The following is a 17,602-nucleotide window of genomic DNA, read 5'->3' on the forward strand; positions in this document are numbered from 1 at the left end:
TCCCGCCAGTGCCGAGCTGGGGGGTGGGGGATGATGGGGGCATGCGGACGAGCCAGCGGTGGGACCCGGAGTCCTGCTACCGCGCCGTGAAGTCCCGTGACCGCCGCTTCGACGGGGTGTTCTACACCGCGGTCCGCACCACCGGCATCTACTGCCGCCCGTCCTGCCCGGCGCGCACGCCGGCGTTCGCCAACGTCAGCTTCCACGCGAGCCCCGCCGCGGCCCAGGCCGCCGGGTTCCGCGCCTGCAAGCGCTGCCTGCCGGACGCGACTCCGGGCAGCCCCGACTGGGACGTCGCCGCGACGGCGGCCGGCCGGGCGATGCGGCTGATCGCCGACGGCGTCGTCGACCGCGAGGGCGTCGCCGGGGTGGCCCGCCGAGTCGGCTACACCCCGCGCCACCTCTCGCGCCTGCTCGTCGCCGAGCTCGGCGCCGGCCCGCTCGCGCTGGCCCGCGCCAAGCGGGCGCAGACCGCGCGGGTGCTGATCGAGACCACCGACCTGTCGTACGCCGACATCGCCTTCGCGGCCGGCTTCGCCAGCGTGCGCCAGTTCAACGACACCGTGCGCGAGGTCTACGCCGCCTCGCCCACCGACCTGCGTGGGCGCCGGGGCGGCCGGCGGACGACGGGCGCGGTGACGATGCGCCTCGCGGTGCGCACGCCGTTCGCCGGTCGCGCACTGCTGGCCTTCCTGGCCCACCACCTGGTGCCGGGCGTGGAGACGGCCGGGCCCGGGTGGTACGCCCGCACGCTCGACCTGCCGCACGGTCCGGGGACGGTGCGGCTCGATGTGGACGACGCCGCCGAGCCGGGGGAGACCGCCTTCGCGACCGCGACGTTCGCGCTGCACGACCTGCGCGACACGGCGGCCGCCGTCGAGCGCGCACGCCGGCTGGTCGACGCCGACTGCGACCCGCTCGCGGTGGCTGACCACCTCGCCGGTGACCCGGTCGTGGGCCCGCTGGTCCGAGCGACGCCCGGGCTACGGGTCCCCGGGCAGGTGGACGGCGACGAGGTCGCGGTCCGCACGGTCATCGGCCAGCAGGTCAGCGTGGTCGGAGCGTGCACGGTCACGGGCCGGATCGTGGCGGCCCACGGCCGCCCGGTCGACTCGGACATCCCCGGACTGACGCACCTGTTCCCCGATGCCGCCACGCTGGCCGCGGTGGACCCGGAGTCGCTGCCGATGCCGCGCGCCCGCGGTCGCGCCGTCGTCGCTCTCTGCGCCGCGCTCGCCTCCGGTGCGGTGGCGCTGGACCGCGGCCCGGACCGTGACGCCGTACGCGGGTCGCTGCTGGCGCTGCCGGGGATCGGCCCGTGGACGGCCGACTACGTGGCGATGCGGGCGCTCGGCCACCCCGACGTCTTCCTCCCGACCGACGTGGGGGTGCGCCAGGCGCTCACCCGCCTCGGGCAGAATCCGGCCGCCGTGGTCGCCGCCTCCGACGCGTGGCGCCCCTGGCGCTCCTACGCCCTGATGCACCTGTGGAACACCCTGATGCCGGCCATGGCGCCCGCGTCGTCGAACGAGGAGGACTGACATGTGGACGACCCTGGACTCACCCGTCGGCGAGCTGCGCGTCGTCGAGCACGGCGGCGCGATCACGGCGATCGAGTTCTCGCCTTACGCCGCCGCCGACGGCCGCGTGCGCGGTGCGCGCGACGACGCCCATCCGGTGCTCGTCGAGGCGGTCCGCCAGCTGAGCGCGTACTTCGCCCGAGACCTCAAGGAGTTCGACCTCCCGCTCGCTCCCATCGGCACCGCCTTCCAGCAGCAGGTGTGGGCGCAGCTGGTCGGCATCCCCTACGGCCAGACCGCGTCGTACGGCCAGATCGCCGCGCAGCTCGGCCGCACCAACGCCGCCTCCCGCGCCGTCGGTCTGGCCAACGGCAGCAACCCGATCCCGATCGTCATCCCCTGCCACCGGGTCATCGGCGCCAACGGCACCCTCACCGGCTACGCCGGCGGAGTCGCCCGCAAGCAGACCCTCCTCGAGCTCGAGCAGGATGCCCTCTTCTGAGGGAGCGCGCAGCGCTCCCTCAGAAGACGAGGGCAGGTCGAGCGCGACGGAGCTGTCGAGACCCGGTGAGACGAACGCCGCCCGCGGGACTCGACAGGGGCTCAGTCAGCAGCAGCCCGGCGCAGCGACTCCGAGAGCCGCTCGGCGGCGGCGAGGACGGCGGGGGCGTGCATGCGGCCGGGCTGGCGGGACAGGCGCTCGAGCGGCCCGGAGACCGAGACGGCGGCGATGATCTTGCCGCCGGGGGAGCGGACGGGCGCGGAGACCGAGGCCACGCCCTGCTCGCGCTCGCCGACGGACTGGGCCCACCCCCGGCGGCGGATGCCGGAGAGGGCGGCGGCGGAGAACGCGGCGTTCTGCAGGCCGCGGTGCATGCGCTCGGGGTCCTCCCAGGCCAGCAGCACCTGGGCCGCGGAGCCGGCGCTCATGGTGAGCTGCGAGCCGACGGGGATCGTGTCGCGCAGGCCCGAGGGGCGCTCGGCGGCGGCCACACAGACGCGGTGCTCGCCCTGGCGGCGCCAGAGCTGGGCGGACTCGCCGGTGATGTCGCGCAGCCGGGCCAGCACCGGGCCGGCGGTCGCCAGCAGGCGGTCCTCGCCGGCGGCGGCGGAGAGCTCGGCGAGCCGCGGGCCCAGCACGAAGCGGCCCTGCATGTCGCGGGCGACCAGCCGGTGGTGCTCGAGCGCGACGGCGAGGCGGTGGGCCGTGGGCCGGGCGAGACCCGTCCCGGCCACGAGTCCGGCGAGCGTCGCGGGCCCGGACTCGAGCGCGGTCAGCACCAGCGCTGCCTTGTCGAGGACGCCGACACCACTGGAGTTGTCCATATGGCAATACTGCCGTCTCAGATCATGGGATGCAAGTGAGGGGGACGATCCTGGACCCGCGTGTCGAGGCGCGTTGCCCACATCGTAAGATGCCAGTCTCAGATCATGGGACGAAGGCGTAGCGTGGTTCGAGCACGAGACCGCGCGTCACGAAGGAGTGGAATCATGGGCAGGACATTGTCCGAGAAGGTGTGGGACGAGCACGTCGTTCGATCCCAGCCGGGAGAGCCGGACCTGCTCTACATCGACCTCCACCTCATCCACGAGGTGACCAGCCCGCAGGCGTTCGACGGACTCCGCCTCGCCGGGCGCAAGGTCCGCCGCCCGGACCTCACACTGGCGACGGAGGACCACAACGTCCCCACCGTCGACTGGGACAAGCCCATCGCCGACCCGGTCTCGCGCACGCAGGTGGAGACCCTGCGCAAGAACGCCGCGGAGTTCGGCGTACGGCTGCACCCGCTCGGCGACATCGAGCAGGGGATCGTGCACGTCGTCGGCCCGCAGCTGGGCCTCACCCAGCCCGGCATGACGATCGTCTGCGGCGACAGCCACACCAGCACGCACGGCGCGTTCGGCGCCATCGCGTTCGGCATCGGCACCTCCGAGGTCGAGCACGTGCTGGCGACGCAGACCCTCATGCAGGCCAAGCCCAAGACCATGGCCGTCACCATCAACGGCAGCCTGCCGCCCGGCGTCACCGCCAAGGACATGGTGCTCACGCTGATCGCCAAGACCGGTACCGGCGGGGGCCAGGGCTACATCGTGGAGTACCGCGGTCAGGCCATCGAGGAGCTCTCGATGGAGGGCCGCATGACGGTGTGCAACATGAGCATCGAGTGGGGCGCCAAGGCCGGGATGATCGCTCCCGACCAGACCACCTTCGACTACATCGAGGGCAAGCCCGAGGCGCCGAAGGGCGCCGACTGGGACGCCGCCGTCGCTCACTGGAAGACCCTGGTGACCGACGAGGACGCCACCTTCGACGAGGAGATCGTCCTCGACGCCAGCGAGATGACCCCGTTCGTCACCTGGGGCACCAATCCGGGGCAGGGCGTCCCGCTCGGCTCCGCGGTGCCGGACCCCGCCAGCTTCGACGACCAGCAGGACCGCGTCGCCGCCGAGCGGGCGCTGGAGTACATGGCGCTCGAGGCCGGCACCCCGATGCGGGAGGTCAAGGTCGACACCGTCTTCGTGGGCTCCTGCACCAACGGGCGCATCGAGGACCTGCGGCTCGCGGCCGAGATCATCCAGGGCCACACCGTCGCCCCGGGCACCCGCTTCCTGGTCGTGCCGGGCTCGGCGCGCGTCCGCCTCCAGGCCGAGGCCGAGGGGCTGGACGCGGTCTTCAAGGAGGCCGGCGCCGAGTGGCGCGGGGCGGGCTGCTCGATGTGCCTGGGCATGAACCCCGACACGCTGGCTCCCGGCGAGCGCAGCGCGTCGACGTCCAACCGCAACTTCGAGGGACGCCAGGGCAAGGGCGGCCGCACCCACCTGGTGTCCGTGCCGGTCGCCGCGGCGACCGCCGTACGCGGCACGCTGTCCTCGCCCGCCGATCTCGAGCCCGTCACCGTAGGGGGCAACTGACATGGAGAAGTTCTCGACGCACACCGGTGTCGGCGTCCCGCTGCGTCGCAGCAACGTCGACACCGACCAGATCATCCCGGCCGTCTACCTCAAGCGGGTGACCCGCGACGGCTTCGAGGACGGGCTGTTCAGCGCCTGGCGCAACGACCCCGGCTTCGTCCTCAACAACGAGGCGTACGCCGACGGCTCGGTGCTCGTCGCCGGACCCGACTTCGGCACCGGCTCCTCGCGCGAGCATGCCGTGTGGGCGCTGCAGAACTACGGTTTCAAGGCGGTCATCTCGCCGCGCTTCGCCGACATCTTCCGCGGCAACTCCGGCAAGGCCGGGCTGCTCGCCGCCCAGGTCGACGAGAAGGTCGTCCAGCGCCTCTGGGACTACCTCGAGGCGAACCCCGGCGCGGTCGTCACGGTGGACCTGGAGTCACGCACGGTCCGTGCCGGCGAGGGCCCTGAGGCCATCGAGGACTCCTTCGACATCGACGACTACACCCGGTGGCGCCTCCTCGAGGGGCTCGACGACATCGGAATCACCTTGGGCAACGCCGACGACATCACGGCCTACGAGTCGTCGCGCCCGAGCTGGAAGCCGGCCACTCTCTAACTGGCTTTTCCCAACCAGGGTTGCTGATTCTCGTAGGTCAGCGCCGGTGCTCGTGCTCTTTCGAGCCGGAATTCCGCGTGGCTGAGCGGAATTCGCGAAAAGCGCGCCGGAAAATAGGTCGTGCATTCGTCGGCGTGGTGATTGTGGCGAACGCCACTCATGCCTAGCGTGCGTTGATGAAAGTCGAGCGAATGTCTCGGCACCACCAGTTCATTGGAAGGGAAGCTAGTGAACAAGTCACAGCTCATCGACGCACTCGCAGCGCGCTACGAGGGCAACCGCAAGGCAGCGTCGCACGCCCTCGAGTCCGTGCTGGACACGATCACGCGTGAGGTCGCCAAGGGCGAGAAGGTCGCCATCACCGGCTTCGGGTCGTTCGAGAAGCGGATCCGCGAGGCCCGCTGGGTGCGCAACCCGCAGACCGGCGCGCGGATCAAGGCCAAGAAGACGGCGGTGCCGAAGTTCAGTGCCGGTGCCGATCTCAAGAACGTCGTCTCCGGCGCGAAGAAGCTGCCCAAGCTGACGGTCGGTGCCGCGACGCCTGCCGCCAAGAAGGCCGCCGCGACCGCCAAGAAGGCCGCCCCTGCGAAGAAGGCGGCCCCGGCCAAGAAGGCCGCTCCCGCCAAGAAGACCACCGCCAAGAAGGCGGCCCCGGCCAAGAAGGCGGCTCCCGCCAAGACCGCCGCCAAGAAGGCGGCTCCGGCCAAGACTGCCGCCAAGAAGGCCACTCCGGCCAAGAAGGCGGCGCCCGCCAAGAAGGCCACGCCGGCCAAGAAGACGGCAGCGAAGAAGACGGCTCCCGCCAAGAAGACCACCGCCAAGAAGGCTCCGGCGAAGAAGGCTGCCGCCAAGAAGTCCTGACCCGCCTCAGTCGAACGGGCCGTCCTCCTTCGGGAGGGCGGCCCGTCGTCAGGTCAGGTCGAGCTCGGCGGCGACCACCTGCGACGCGGCGCCCACCCCGAGCGCGATTGCGGCGCGCAGGCCGTCCACGTCGTCGACATCGCGTCGCAGGGACGGCAGATCGAGGCCGAGCTCCAGGGCGCCAGAGACCCGGTGGGCGTGGCGCGAGTCCGGTCCGAACTGCGGGTCGAACTGGTCGTACGGCGCCGTGTACATCGTCGTGCCCACGCCGTCGGCGTCGGCCACGAAGGACGGCCCCTGCGCATCGAAGGACGCGAGTGCCCGGTCGAGCTCACCCGCTCGCAGGGCGGGCAGGTCGGCGAGCAGGGCCGCGGGGGTGAGCTCGGGCCAGCGTCGCAGGGCCTCGGCGGCGGCCTGGCGCAGCGCGGAGTTGAGGTCGGTCGTGTCGCCGTCCGGGACCGTGGCGCAGCCCAGATCGCCCAGCTCGCGCGCGAACGACGCGTCGTCGGTGGCGACGAGGACCTGGGCGACGTGCTCGGCGGCGAGGCAGGCGGTGACCGTGTCGAGGGCGAACGCGCGGGCCAGCCCACGACGACGTGCGTCGTCGAGGCCGACGAGACGCGACTTGCCGAGGGCGGGAGGCTTCACCGGCACGATGACGACGTACGACGAGACCACGACACGATCCTGCCAGGCGCGTCGCGGGGGCGACGGGGTGGTGTCGGTCACCTCGGCGAGTAGCGTGCTCCCGTGAAGGTTCGTGTGCGCAAGTTGCAGGAGCGACGTGGCTGGGCGTTCGGCTTCGCTGTCGCCATCGTCAAGCCCGCGCTCCTGGCGACGACGACCCATGAGTGGATCGACGGCCACAAGCTGCCGGAGACCGGCGGGTTCGTGCTGGTCCTCAACCACGTCTCGCACCTGGACCCCCTGACCGCGGCGCACCTGGTCTACGACCACGGCCGGATCCCGCACTACCTGGCGAAGTCCGGGCTCTTCAAGAACCGTGCGCTGGGCGCGTTCCTGCGCTCGGCCGGACAGATCCCGGTGGAGCGCATGAGCCGCGGCGCGGCGGGCGCGTTCGACGCGGCGGTCACCGCAGTGCGCGAGGGCAAGTGCGTGGTGGTCTACCCCGAGGGCACGCTGACCCGCGACCCCGACCTGTGGCCGATGGCCGGCAAGTCCGGCGCGGCGCGGATCGCGCTCGAGACCGGATGCCCCGTGATCCCGGTCGGCCAGTGGGGGGCGCACGAGATCCTCTACCCCTACTCCACGCGGCCCGACCTGTTCCCCCGCAAGCGGATCACCATGAAGGTGGGCGACCCCGTCGACCTCTCCGACCTGCTCGAGCAGCCGCTCAGCGCCGGAGCGATCCAGGAGGCGACGAACCGGATCATGGCGGCGATCACCTCCCTCGTCGAGGATGTCCGCGGCGGGCACGCGCCCGCCGTCCGGTTCGACCCGCGCAAGGCCGGCATCAGGCCGACCGGCAACCCCCACAAGAAGGACAAGGCGTGAGCAACAAGGTAGCGATCCTCGGTGCCGGTTCCTGGGGCACCGCCTTCTCCATCGTCCTCGCCGACGGCGGCAACGACGTCACGATCTGGGGCCGCCGTGAGGAGGTCTGCGCGAGCATCAACGAGCAGCACGAGAACGTCGACTACCTGCCGGGCATCCAGCTGCCGCCGGCCGTCTCGGCCACCCATGACCACGAGGAGGCGCTCGCCGGAGCCGATGTGGTCGTGCTGGCGGTGCCGTCGCAGTCGCTGCGCGACAACCTCGTCGAGTGGGCGCCGTACGTCGACAAGGACGCGGTCATGGTCTCGCTCATGAAGGGCGTCGAGCTCGGCACGCTCAAGCGGATGAGCGAGGTCATCGCCGAGGTGACCGGTGCCGGACCCGAGCAGATCGCGGTCATCAGCGGCCCCAACCTCGCCAAGGAGATCGCGCGCCGGGAGCCGGCGGCCTCGGTCGTCGCCTGCCAGGACGAGGGCGTCGCGCGGATGCTGCAGAAGCGGGTGCACTCGGCGGCATTCCGCCCCTACACCAGTGTCGACGTGCTCGGCTGCGAGCTCGGTGGCGCGTACAAGAACGTGGTCGCGCTCTCGGTGGGGATGGCTGTCGGCCTGGGCTTCGGGGACAACACGACCGCCTCGGTCATCACCCGCGGCCTGGCCGAGACCGCGCGCCTCGCCATGAAGCTCGGCGCCAACCCGCTGACCCTCATGGGCCTCGCGGGGCTGGGGGATCTGGTCGCCACCTGCTCCTCCCCGCTCTCGCGCAACCGGACCTTCGGGGAGAAGCTCGGCCAGGGCCTGACCACCGAGGAGATCCTCGCCTCCACCCGTCAGGTCGCCGAGGGCGCCAAGTCCTGTGCCTCCCTGCTCGCGCTCGCCGAGCGCTCCGGGGTCGACGCCCCCGTCGCCCACCACGTCGACGCCGTCGTCGCCGGCACGATGACCGCCAAGGACATGGTCGACGCCTTCATCGCCCGCGACACCAAGGCCGAGACCGACTGACCGAGGCACGAGGTCATTCGGTCTGTTGGTGGTCGAGCCGCGACGGAGCGTGTCGGTCGGCGGTGGGAGCTAAGGCACCAACGTGTCCAGGGCGGTCCTGAGGTCGTGCCAGAGGTCCTCGACGTCCTCGATGCCGACGGAGAGGCGGACCAGGCCGTCGGGGATGGTGACGGGCTCGGCCTTCCAGCGGCGTCGGCGCTCGAACGTCGACTCGACGCCGCCGAGGCTGGTGGCGTGGACCCACAGCCGGGTCTTGGCCACCAGGAGGTCGGCGGCCAGCGCCTCCCCGGCGAGGACGATGGAGACGATCCCACCGAAGCCCGGGTAGCGGGTCTCGGCGACGGCGGGGTGCTCGCGCAGCCGGGCGACCAGCTCGGTGGCGTTGGCCTGGGCCCGCTCGACGCGCAGGTGCAGCGTGCGCAGGCCGCGCAGGGCGAGCCAGGCCTCGAGGGTGCCGGGGGTGGCGCCCAGCAGGTCGCGACGGCCCTTCAGTACGGCGAACAGCTCGTCGTCGGCGGTGGCGACGGCGCCCAGGAGCACGTCGCTGTGCCCGGCGAGGTACTTGGTGGCGGAGTGGACCACGATGTCGGCGCCCAGCGAGAGCGGCTGCTGGAGCAGCGGTGTGGCGAAGGTGTTGTCCACGACGACGTAGGCGCCCTCGTCGTGCGCGGCCTTCGCGATCGCCGCGATGTCGGCGACCTCGAGCGCCGGGTTGGTGGGCGACTCGAACCACACCAGCGCGGCGTCGGCGCATGCGGCCGTCACCGCCGCGGTGTCGGTGATGTCCACCAGCTCGGTGGTGATGCGGCCGCGGGCCTCCAGGTCCGCCAGCTGCAGCAGCGTGCCGGTGTAGGAGTGCGCGGGGGCGACCACCTTGCCGCCCTGGCCGACCAGGTCGAGGACGGTCGTGACCGCCGCCAGGCCGCTCGAGAAGGCCAGGCAGCGCCCGCCCTCCAGGGCGCCGAGCGCCTCCTCGAAGGCGGCCCAGGTCGGGTTGCCGTAGCGGCCGTACTCCAGGCTGCCGCCGGCGACGTAGGTCGAGGTCATGGTGATCGGGGTGTTGAGCGGCTGGTCCGGCTCGTGGGGCGGCCGTCCGGCCGTGACGGCGATCGTGGCGGGTTGCAGGTCGGGCGCGTCCTCGGGCATGCCGGAAGCCTAGGTGGATTAGGGTCGTCGCGATGAACGCCCCCAACGCCGCCCCTCCGACGGAGAGCCGCAAGCCCCGAGTCGCCGTCGTGTTCGGTGGTCGCTCCAGCGAGCATGCGATCTCCTGCGTGACCGCCGGGAGCGTGCTCCAGGCGATCGACCGGGACGCGTACGACGTGGTGCCGATCGGCATCGCTCCCGATGGCCGCTGGGTGCTGGAGAGCGGCGACCCCGAGCGGCTGCGCATCGAGGGGGCCGACCGGCTGCCCCACGTCGACGGCGATCGCGCCCCGATCGCGCTGTCGCTGGGCGTGGGGTCGACCGACCTGGTCATCTCGGAGCCGGCCGCGCCGCCGCACACCTTGGGGGAGGTCGACGTCGTCTTCCCGCTGCTGCACGGTCCGTGGGGCGAGGACGGCACGATCCAGGGGATGTTCGAGATGGCCGGCGTGCGCTACGTCGGCGCCGGGGTGCTGGCCTCCGCGGTCAGCATGGACAAGGCCTACATGAAGGTCGTGCTCGGCGCCGCCGGCCTGCCGCTGATGCCGAGCATCACCGTCACGGCGCGCGAGTGGCAGGCCGCACCGTCCGCGGTGCGGCACCGGGCGGCGGAGCTCGGCTATCCGCTCTTCGCCAAGCCGGCCCGAGGCGGCTCCAGCATCGGGATCTCGAAGATCCACGACGCCTCCGAGCTCGACGGGGCCATCGAGGGCGCGCTGGCGCACGACCCCAAGGTCCTCATCGAGGTGGCCGCCGAGGGCGCCCGCGAGGTGGAGTGCGGGGTCCTGCAGCGCTTCGATGGCGGCACCGACACCAGCGTGCCCGCGGAGGTGCGGATCACCGGAGAGCACGAGTTCTACGACTTCGCGGCCAAGTACCTGCCCGAGGAGCACACCGAGCTCGACGTGCCCGCCGACCTGCCGGAGGAGGTGGCGACCCGGCTGCGCGCGCTGGCGGCGCAGGCGTTCGAGGCGGTGGGCTGCGAGGGGCTGGCCCGCGTCGACTTCTTCCTGCACCCCGACGGGTCGCTTGTCGTCAACGAGATCAACACGATGCCGGGCTTCACGCCGCTGTCGATGTTCCCGCGGATGTGGGCCGCGACCGGAGTGGGCTACTCCGAGCTGGTCGACCGGCTGATCCGGCTTGCCCTGGCGCGCGACACCGGCCTGCGCTGAGCCCGCTCACAGGCAGGTCGCGTCAGCCTCCTCCAGGCTGTCGCTGAGGGGCCCCGCGAGGTCGGCGAGCGCCTCGGCCACCCCGTCCGGGCGGTAGTCCGCCGGGATCTCCAGCGACACCAGCGGGTCGTGGCTGACCGCCCAGACGGTGATGTCCTCGTCCTGCTGGTCCGCCTCGAGCAGGTCCGGGGGAGCCAGCCAGCCCACGCCCAGGGCGACCTCGCACTGCCAGGTCTCGTCGTACTCCGGCTCCTCGGCGCCGCAGGTCAGCACCAGCGCCGGGTCGCCCCAGGCGGCGCCGAGGGCGTCCTCGGGCTCCACGTCGACGCGGTCGTGGCCGGCCACGCTGTCCGGCAGCGCGGCGAGCAGGTCGCGGCACGCGGCCGTGTCGGCCTCGTCGAGGTCGACCGACTCGATCTCGGGGGCACCGCAGGAGGTGAGGACGCTGGCCAGGACGACGGCGGCCGCGGACGCGACGACGCCCCGGACCCCATGGGGCCCAGGGCGTCGGTCGACGGTGCTCAGGTCGGCCTCAGATGTGGACGACGGGGCAGGTCAGGGTGCGGGTGATCCCGTCGAGGGTCTGCACCTTGGCCACGACGAGCTTGCCCAGCTCGTCGACGTTGCGCGCCTCGGCGCGCACGATCACGTCGTAGGGCCCCGTGACGTCCTCGGCCAGCGTGACGCCCTTGACCGCCGCGATGGACTTGGCGACCTCCGCGGCCTTGCCGACATCGGTCTGGATCAGGATGTACGCCTGGACGACCATGGGGGTCTCCCTCGAATCTCGTGACAGCTGCGACGGGCGGTGTGACGGTCAACCTATCGCGCCCGCGGTGAGTGTCCATAGCCGCCCGGATGCCGCGATCTGGTGGGATGCCTGCATGACCTTCCCGCCCGACGCGACCCTGGCCGACGCTGGTGAGTTCGGCCTCATCTCCGAGATCGTCGGGCTCTTCCCGCAGGGAGAGCACGTCCTGATCGGCCCGGGCGACGACGCGGCCGTGCTGCGCGTGCGCACCGGGCACGTGGTGGTCTCCACCGACCTGATGGTCGAGGGCCGGCACTTCCGGCGCGACTGGGCCAGCGCCGAGGACGTCGGGCACCGCGCCGCGGCGCAGAACCTCTCCGACCTCAACGCCATGGGCGGACGCGCGCACTCCCTGACCGTGGGCCTGGCCGCGCCCCCGAACCTGCCGGCGCAGTGGGCCCTGGAGTTCGCCGCCGGGTTCGCCGCCGAGTGCGGGCTCGTCGGCGCCAGCGTCGTCGGGGGAGACGTGACCCGCGCGGACGAGATCGTCATCGCGGTCACCGTCATCGGCGCCTGCCTGCAGGCGCCCGTCGTACGCTCCGGCGCCCAGGCGGGCGACGTCCTGGCCCTGACCGGCCGCCAGGGCTGGGCCGCCGGCGGCCTCGCGGTCCTCGGCCGCGGGTTCCGCTCGCCGCGGGTCCTGGTCGAGGCCTACCGCCGTCCCGAGCCGCCGTACGACGCCGGGCCGGTCGCCGCCGCGGCGGGCGCCACCTCGATGATCGACGTCTCCGACGGCCTCCTGGCCGACGCCGGCCACCTGGCCGCCGACTCCGGGGTGGCGATCGACGTGCACCGGGGCGCCTTCGAGATCCCCGAGCCGCTCGTCGCCGTCGGCGCCGCGACCGGCGCGGACCCGCTGTCCTTCATCCTCGGCGGCGGCGACGACCACGCGCTGCTGGCCACCTTCCCCGACGCCGCCTCCGTCCCCGACGGCTGGCAGGTCATCGGCGACGTCCTCGCCGGCCCTGTCGGCGTCACCGTGGACGGTGGGGCGTACGAGGGGCCCACCGGCTGGACGCACTTCTAGCGGGTCGCATGAGTCACAAGATTCACCGGGCACCCGGTGAATCTGGTGCCTCCCCTACGAAGCTTCGTACCGGAGCCGTGAGTTTCACCGGGCACCCGGTGAAACTCATCGAGCGCCCGCAGACGCAGAAACGGCCGCCACCCGAGGGTGACGGCCGTGACGGCAGGACTGCTCAGGTCAGCGGGAGACCTTGCCGGCCTTGAGGCAGCCGGTGCAGACGTTGAGGCGCTGGGGGGTGCCGTTGATCTTGGCACGGACGCGCTGGATGTTCGGGTCGAAGCGGCGCTTCGTGATCTTGCGCGACCACGGACGGTTGTTGCCGAAGCCGGGCTTCTTGGCGCAGATGTCGCAGACGGCAGCCACGGTGATTGACTCCTGAGTAGTGGTGACAGACAAGGGGCCCGCTCGGCGGGCAACCGCACAAGAGTATCCGAACCCGGCCGGAGCCGAAAATCGCCCGCCTCGCACTACTCTGTGGCCACCGACACCCGACCCCCGTGACCCTAGGCAGGCGATGGAAGAGACACCCCGCAGCGGCCTCATCGAGCTCGCGGTCGTGCTCCGGTTCGTCGACATCGCCACGGACGCGCTGGGGCAGGCGCGCGAGGAGATCGACGCCCTCAATGTCTACCCGGTGCCGGACGGCGACACGGGCACGAACATGTTCCTCACGGTCTCGGCTGCCCGCGACGCGATTCGCGAGGCCGCCGAGGCCGCGGAGGGTGCCGAGGGCGGCAACCGCGACCTCGCTCTGGCCGCGTTCGGCCGCGGCGCACTGCTGGGCGCCCGCGGCAACTCGGGAGTGATCCTCAGCGAGATGCTGGGCGCCATCGCGCGGCGGATCTCCGCGGCGGCGCCGGGGGAGCGCAACGCCGAGATCATGGCCGACGCGCTGCACCAGGCGACCGAGGCGAGCTACGCCGCCGTGGGCCGGCCCGTCGAGGGCACCATGCTCACCGTGGCGCGCGCGGCCTCGGAGGCCGCGGTCGCGCTGGCGGGGGATCCGCAGGTACGTGCCCGCGACGTGTTCACGGCGGCGGCGCGGGCGGCCCGCGAGGCGCTGGCGAGGACGCCCGAGCAGCTCCAGATCCTCAAGGACGCCGGGGTGGTCGACGCCGGCGGCCGCGGGCTCAGCGTGATCCTGGACGCGGCCGAGACCGCGCTCACCGGGCGACGCCCGGTCCCGGTCGCCAGCCCGATCGGCCGGCACGCGATCCCGATCCCCCTGACCGACAGCCTGCCGGCGGGGGACCTGAGCCCGGACGGGCCGGCATACGAGGTCATGTACCTGCTGGACGCCGCACCGGAGGCGATTCCGGCGCTGCGCGAGACGCTGGACGGGCTGGGCGACTCGCTGGTCGTCGTCGGCGGCGAGGGCCTGTGGAACGTCCACGTCCACGTCGACGACGTGGGCGCCGCGATCGAGGCCGGCATCGAGGCCGGGCGGCCGCACCGGGTGCGCGTGACCCACTTCGCCGAGCAGGTCGCCGCCGCCCGCCACGGGGCGGGCCACGAGCGCGACGGGCGCCGGATCGTGTCCGTGGCGGCCGGGCCGGGGCTCGCGGCGCTGTTCGAGGAGGCGGGCGCGCTCGTCGTCCCCGGCGGCCCCGGGCGCCGCCCGTCGACCGGCCAGATCCTCGAGGCGATCACCGACTGCGGAGCGAGCGAGGTGGTCGTGCTGCCCAACGACGCCGACTCCGTGCGGGTGGCCCAGATCGCGGGCCAGATGGTCGAGAACGACCCCGCGCTGGCCGGCCGGGTCCGGGTCGCGGTGATCCCGACCCAGGCGCAGGTGCAGGGGCTCGCGGCGCTGGCCGTCCACGAGCCGGCCCGGTCGTTCGAGCAGGACGTCCTCGAGATGACCGCCACCGCGCGCCACGCCCGCCACGGCGCGGTCACCGTCGCGGCGCGCCAGGCGATGACGATGGCCGGCCCGTGCGAGCCCGGCGACGTCCTCGGCGTGATCGCCGGCGACTTCGCGGTGGTGGGCCACGACCTCGACGAGGTGGCCACCGGCGTGCTCGCCCGGCTGCTCGCCGGCGGCGGGGAGCTGGTGACCCTGGTGTCCGGTGCGGGCGGCGACGGCTTGGCCGAGCGGGCGGCCGCGTGGGTGGACCAGCGCCACCCCCATGTCGACGTCGTGGTGTACGACGGGGGGCAGGAGCGCTACCCGCTGCTGCTGTCCGTCGAGTGAAGGGCCCCGCGTGATCAGTCTCGACTCCCCGGTCGCCGCCGTCTTCGGCGACGCCAAGCACAAGCGCGACAAGATCGTGAAGAACCTCGGCATCGTCACCGTCGGCGACCTGCTGCGCCACTTCCCTCGTCGCTACATCAAGACCGGCGAGCTCACCCGGGTCGAGGACCTGCAGGTCGGTCAGATGCTCACGGTGGTGGGGGAGATCGCCGAGAGCAAGCCGCGCACCTACACCGACCGCCGCACCGGCAAGCCGGCGTACCGCCTCGAGACCGTGCTGCGCACCGACGGGCCGTCGCTGCGGATGACCTTCTTCGCCAAGAACGACTGGGTCTCCAAGTACCACCAGCGGCGGCTCCCGGTCGGGCGCAAGGGCCTCTTCATCGGGCAGGCGGGGCACTTCAACAACCAGTGGCAGCTCACCAACCCCACGATGGTGCTCTTCGGCGGGCCCGACGACGACGAGGAGATGATCCGCCCCGACCAGCTCCGCGGGCTCTACCCGCTCTACCCGCTCACCAAGGGCGTCGACCACTGGGACTTCCAGCGGGCCATCGCCTTCGCCCGCAGCGTCGTCGAGCCCCCGGTGGAGCTGCTGCCCGACGAGGTCCGCGAGGCCTACGACGTGATCGACGCCGTCCAGGCGCTCAACTGGATCCACGGGCCCGACGACTTCGAGCAGGTCGCGAAGGCACGCCGCCGCTACCGCTTCGAGGAGGCCCTGGTCACGCAGCTCGTGCTCGGCCGGCGGCGCCGCGCGGTCCGCGCCCTCGGCGCCCGCGAGCGCACCGGCGGTGACGGCGCGCTGCTGGCGGCGTTCGACGCGCGGCTGCCCTTCACCCTCACCGACGGCCAGCGCGAGATAGGCCGGCAGATCGAGGCCGACCTGGCCGAGCCGCACCCGATGAACCGCCTGCTCCAGGGGGAGGTCGGCTCCGGCAAGACGCTCGTCGCCCTGCGCGCGATGCTGCGCGTGGTCGACTCCGGTGGCCAGGCGGCCCTCCTCGCGCCGACCGAGGTCCTGGCCCAGCAGCACTACCGCTCGATCACCGCCATGCTCGGCGACCTCGCGCTGGGCGGCATGCTCGGCGGACCCGCCGAGGGCACGGCGGTCGAGCTGCTGACCGGCTCGATGACCAAGTCCCAGCGGACGGCCCCGATGTCGCGCCTGGCCAGCGGCGAGTCGGGCATCGTGATCGGCACCCACGCCCTGCTGGAGGACCGCGTGATGTTCGCCGACCTCGGCCTGGTCGTGGTCGACGAGCAGCACCGCTTCGGGGTCGAGCAGCGGGCCGCGCTGACCGGCAAGGCGGCCGTCCCGCCGCACGTCCTGGTCATGACCGCCACCCCGATCCCGCGCACCGTCGCGATGACCGTCTTCGGCGACCTGGAGACCTCGGTGCTGACCGAGCTCCCGGCCGGCCGCGCGCCGATCCAGACCAACGTCGTCAACCTGCTGGAGCACCCGACCTGGGTCGACCGGGTGTGGGAGCGCGTCCGCGAGGAGGTGGCGAAGGGCCACCAGGCCTACGTCGTGTGCCCGCGCATCTCCGGCGACGAGCTCGAGCAGGGTGAGCAGGACGAGCCCGAGCTCGACGAGGACGGCAACCCGGTCACCGTCGACCGGCCGCCCCTGGCCGCCGTGGAGGAGGTCGTGGCCGAGTTGAGCGAGGGCCCGTTGAAGGGGCTGCGGGTCACCACGCTGCACGGCCGGCAGGCCCCCGACGCCAAGGACGCCACCATGCGCGCGTTCGGCGCGGGGGAGATCGACGTCCTGGTGTCGACGACCGTGATCGAGGTCGGCGTCGACGTCGCCAACGCCACGACCATGGTGCTCCTGGACGCGGACCGCTTCGGGGTCTCCCAGCTCCACCAGTTGCGCGGTCGCGTCGGCCGCGGCGGCCACCCCGGCCTCTGTCTGCTGGTGACCCACGCCCCCGTCGACTCCTCGGCGCTGGAGCGACTGGACGCGGTCGCGTCGACGACCGACGGCTTCGAGCTGAGCCGGGTCGACCTCGAGCTGCGCCGCGAGGGCGACGTGCTCGGCCGCTCGCAGGCCGGCGGACGCTCCGGCCTGCAGAACCTCCGCGTCCTGCGCGACGAGCAGACCATCCTCGAGGCCCGTGCCGCGGCCGAGGACCTGCTCGACCGCGATCCCGACCTGCTCGCGAGTCCGGCGCTGGCAGTCGAGGTCGCCGACCTGGAGCTGAGCCAGCAGGGCCAGTTCATCGAGAAGTCATGAGGCACCCGTGACCCGAGTCATCGCCGGACGGGCCAAGGGTCGCCGTCTGGCCACACCCAAGGGCGACGCCACCCGCCCCACCAGCGACCGGGTGCGCGAGGCGTTGTTCTCCGCCGTCGAGTCGTGGGCCGGCTCGCTGCACGGCCTGCGGGTCCTCGACCTGTACGCCGGCAGCGGCGCCGTGGGGCTCGAGGCCTGGTCGCGGGGGGCCGAGGCGGTCACCCTCGTCGAGCAGGACCGCCGTACCGCCGCGCTGGTGGCCGACAACGCCCGCAGCATCGGGTTCCCCGAGGCCGACGTGCGCGCCTCCTTGGTCGCGGCGACGCTGCGCCACGGCCCGGCGGCGCCCTACGACGTGGTGTTCAGCGATCCGCCGTACCCGCTGCCCGACGACGCGGTCGCCGCCGACCTCGCCGCGCTCGTGGAGCACGGCTGGCTCGCGCCCGGTGCCCTGGTCGTGGTCGAGCGCGCCAAGCGAAGCACCGAGCCGGCCTGGCCCGCAGGGCTGGTCGGCGAGCGGTCCAAGCGCTACGGGGAGACCGTGCTTTGGTACGGTCACGCCGCCCCCGCCGAGGGGCCGGGCCAACCGAGCTGAG

At 72.8% G+C, this 17,602-nt stretch carries 18 protein-coding genes; 12 read left to right on the top strand and 6 right to left on the bottom strand.

What is annotated here, in order from left to right:
- Positions 1–41 precede the first annotated feature (41 nt).
- Positions 42–1,541, top strand: coding sequence for an AlkA N-terminal domain-containing protein (locus LQ940_RS06860; protein WP_231242252.1), 1,500 nt, complete (start codon positions 42–44; stop codon positions 1,539–1,541).
- A 1-nt stretch (position 1,542) separates the two neighbouring features.
- Complete coding sequence (locus LQ940_RS06865) at positions 1,543–2,022, top strand: methylated-DNA--[protein]-cysteine S-methyltransferase (RefSeq protein WP_231242253.1); 480 nt, start codon at positions 1,543–1,545, stop codon at positions 2,020–2,022.
- 101 nt (positions 2,023–2,123) lie between these two features.
- Here LQ940_RS06865 and LQ940_RS06870 read toward each other — a convergent pair whose 3' ends face one another.
- Positions 2,124–2,846, bottom strand: a complete 723-nt coding sequence (locus LQ940_RS06870) for an IclR family transcriptional regulator (protein ID WP_231242254.1) — start codon at positions 2,844–2,846, stop codon at positions 2,124–2,126.
- A gap of 165 nt (positions 2,847–3,011) precedes the next feature.
- On the opposite strand from LQ940_RS06870, the gene leuC reads away from it, so the two are divergent.
- The 3 genes from leuC (at position 3,012) to LQ940_RS06885 (ending at position 5,895) form a co-directional block, all read left to right on the top strand.
- Entirely contained in the window at positions 3,012–4,433 is a 1,422-nt protein-coding gene (gene leuC, locus LQ940_RS06875) for a 3-isopropylmalate dehydratase large subunit (RefSeq protein ID WP_231242255.1), read from the top strand.
- 1 nt (position 4,434) lies between these two features.
- Positions 4,435–5,034: a 3-isopropylmalate dehydratase small subunit gene (gene leuD / locus LQ940_RS06880; RefSeq protein ID WP_231242256.1), complete on the top strand. Its 600-nt coding sequence runs from the start codon at positions 4,435–4,437 to the stop codon at positions 5,032–5,034.
- A 228-nt stretch (positions 5,035–5,262) separates the two neighbouring features.
- The gene (locus LQ940_RS06885; protein ID WP_231242257.1) at positions 5,263–5,895 is read left to right on the top strand and encodes an HU family DNA-binding protein; all 633 of its coding nucleotides are present in this window, start codon (positions 5,263–5,265) and stop codon (positions 5,893–5,895) included.
- Between the two features lie 48 nt (positions 5,896–5,943).
- On the opposite strand, the gene cofC is transcribed toward LQ940_RS06885, so the two are convergent.
- Positions 5,944–6,573 (bottom strand): 2-phospho-L-lactate guanylyltransferase, encoded by a 630-nt coding sequence (gene cofC, locus LQ940_RS06890; protein ID WP_231365082.1) that lies wholly within the window; start codon positions 6,571–6,573, stop codon positions 5,944–5,946.
- A gap of 72 nt (positions 6,574–6,645) precedes the next feature.
- Between cofC and LQ940_RS06895 the strand changes: the two genes are divergently transcribed.
- A complete protein-coding gene (locus LQ940_RS06895; protein ID WP_231242259.1) occupies positions 6,646–7,410 on the top strand; it encodes a lysophospholipid acyltransferase family protein in 765 nt (254 codons plus the stop codon).
- Positions 7,407–8,411 (top strand): NAD(P)H-dependent glycerol-3-phosphate dehydrogenase, encoded by a 1,005-nt coding sequence (locus LQ940_RS06900; RefSeq protein WP_231242260.1) that lies wholly within the window; start codon positions 7,407–7,409, stop codon positions 8,409–8,411. Before LQ940_RS06895 ends, LQ940_RS06900 begins: the two co-directional genes overlap by 4 nt.
- Before the next feature lie 69 nt (positions 8,412–8,480).
- Here LQ940_RS06900 and LQ940_RS06905 read toward each other — a convergent pair whose 3' ends face one another.
- Complete coding sequence (locus LQ940_RS06905; RefSeq protein WP_231242261.1) at positions 8,481–9,557, bottom strand: trans-sulfuration enzyme family protein; 1,077 nt, start codon at positions 9,555–9,557, stop codon at positions 8,481–8,483.
- A 32-nt stretch (positions 9,558–9,589) separates the two neighbouring features.
- On the opposite strand from LQ940_RS06905, the gene LQ940_RS06910 reads away from it, so the two are divergent.
- Entirely contained in the window at positions 9,590–10,732 is a 1,143-nt protein-coding gene (locus LQ940_RS06910; protein ID WP_231242262.1) for a D-alanine--D-alanine ligase family protein, read from the top strand.
- 6 nt (positions 10,733–10,738) lie between these two features.
- Here the strand turns inward: LQ940_RS06910 and LQ940_RS06915 are convergent, their stop codons facing one another.
- Together LQ940_RS06915 and LQ940_RS06920 are read right to left on the bottom strand one after the other, a co-directional pair.
- On the bottom strand, positions 10,739–11,257 hold the full coding sequence (locus tag LQ940_RS06915) for a DUF3515 domain-containing protein (protein WP_269214537.1): 519 nt from the start codon (positions 11,255–11,257) through the stop codon (positions 10,739–10,741).
- 7 nt (positions 11,258–11,264) lie between these two features.
- Positions 11,265–11,501, bottom strand: coding sequence for an Lrp/AsnC family transcriptional regulator (locus LQ940_RS06920; RefSeq protein ID WP_134738580.1), 237 nt, complete (start codon positions 11,499–11,501; stop codon positions 11,265–11,267).
- Between the two features lie 115 nt (positions 11,502–11,616).
- Here LQ940_RS06920 and LQ940_RS06925 point away from each other — a divergent pair, with 115 nt between their 5' ends.
- A complete protein-coding gene (locus LQ940_RS06925; RefSeq protein ID WP_231242263.1) occupies positions 11,617–12,570 on the top strand; it encodes a thiamine-phosphate kinase in 954 nt (317 codons plus the stop codon).
- Positions 12,571–12,747: 177 nt separating this feature from the next.
- Here LQ940_RS06925 and rpmB read toward each other — a convergent pair whose 3' ends face one another.
- On the bottom strand, positions 12,748–12,933 hold the full coding sequence (rpmB, locus tag LQ940_RS06930; RefSeq protein WP_134738582.1) for a 50S ribosomal protein L28: 186 nt from the start codon (positions 12,931–12,933) through the stop codon (positions 12,748–12,750).
- A 151-nt stretch (positions 12,934–13,084) separates the two neighbouring features.
- On the opposite strand from rpmB, the gene LQ940_RS06935 reads away from it, so the two are divergent.
- The 3 genes from LQ940_RS06935 to rsmD are packed head-to-tail and all read left to right on the top strand — an operon-like array spanning position 13,085 to position 17,601.
- Entirely contained in the window at positions 13,085–14,764 is a 1,680-nt protein-coding gene (locus LQ940_RS06935) for a DAK2 domain-containing protein (protein WP_231242264.1), read from the top strand.
- A gap of 10 nt (positions 14,765–14,774) precedes the next feature.
- Positions 14,775–17,006, top strand: a complete 2,232-nt coding sequence (locus LQ940_RS06940) for an ATP-dependent DNA helicase RecG (protein WP_231242265.1) — start codon at positions 14,775–14,777, stop codon at positions 17,004–17,006.
- A gap of 7 nt (positions 17,007–17,013) precedes the next feature.
- Positions 17,014–17,601, top strand: a complete 588-nt coding sequence (gene rsmD / locus LQ940_RS06945) for a 16S rRNA (guanine(966)-N(2))-methyltransferase RsmD (protein WP_231242266.1) — start codon at positions 17,014–17,016, stop codon at positions 17,599–17,601.
- The last annotated feature ends 1 nt before the right edge of the window (position 17,602 follow it).

Source organism: Nocardioides sp. cx-173, assembly GCF_021117365.1.
GTDB lineage: Bacteria > Actinomycetota > Actinomycetes > Propionibacteriales > Nocardioidaceae > Nocardioides.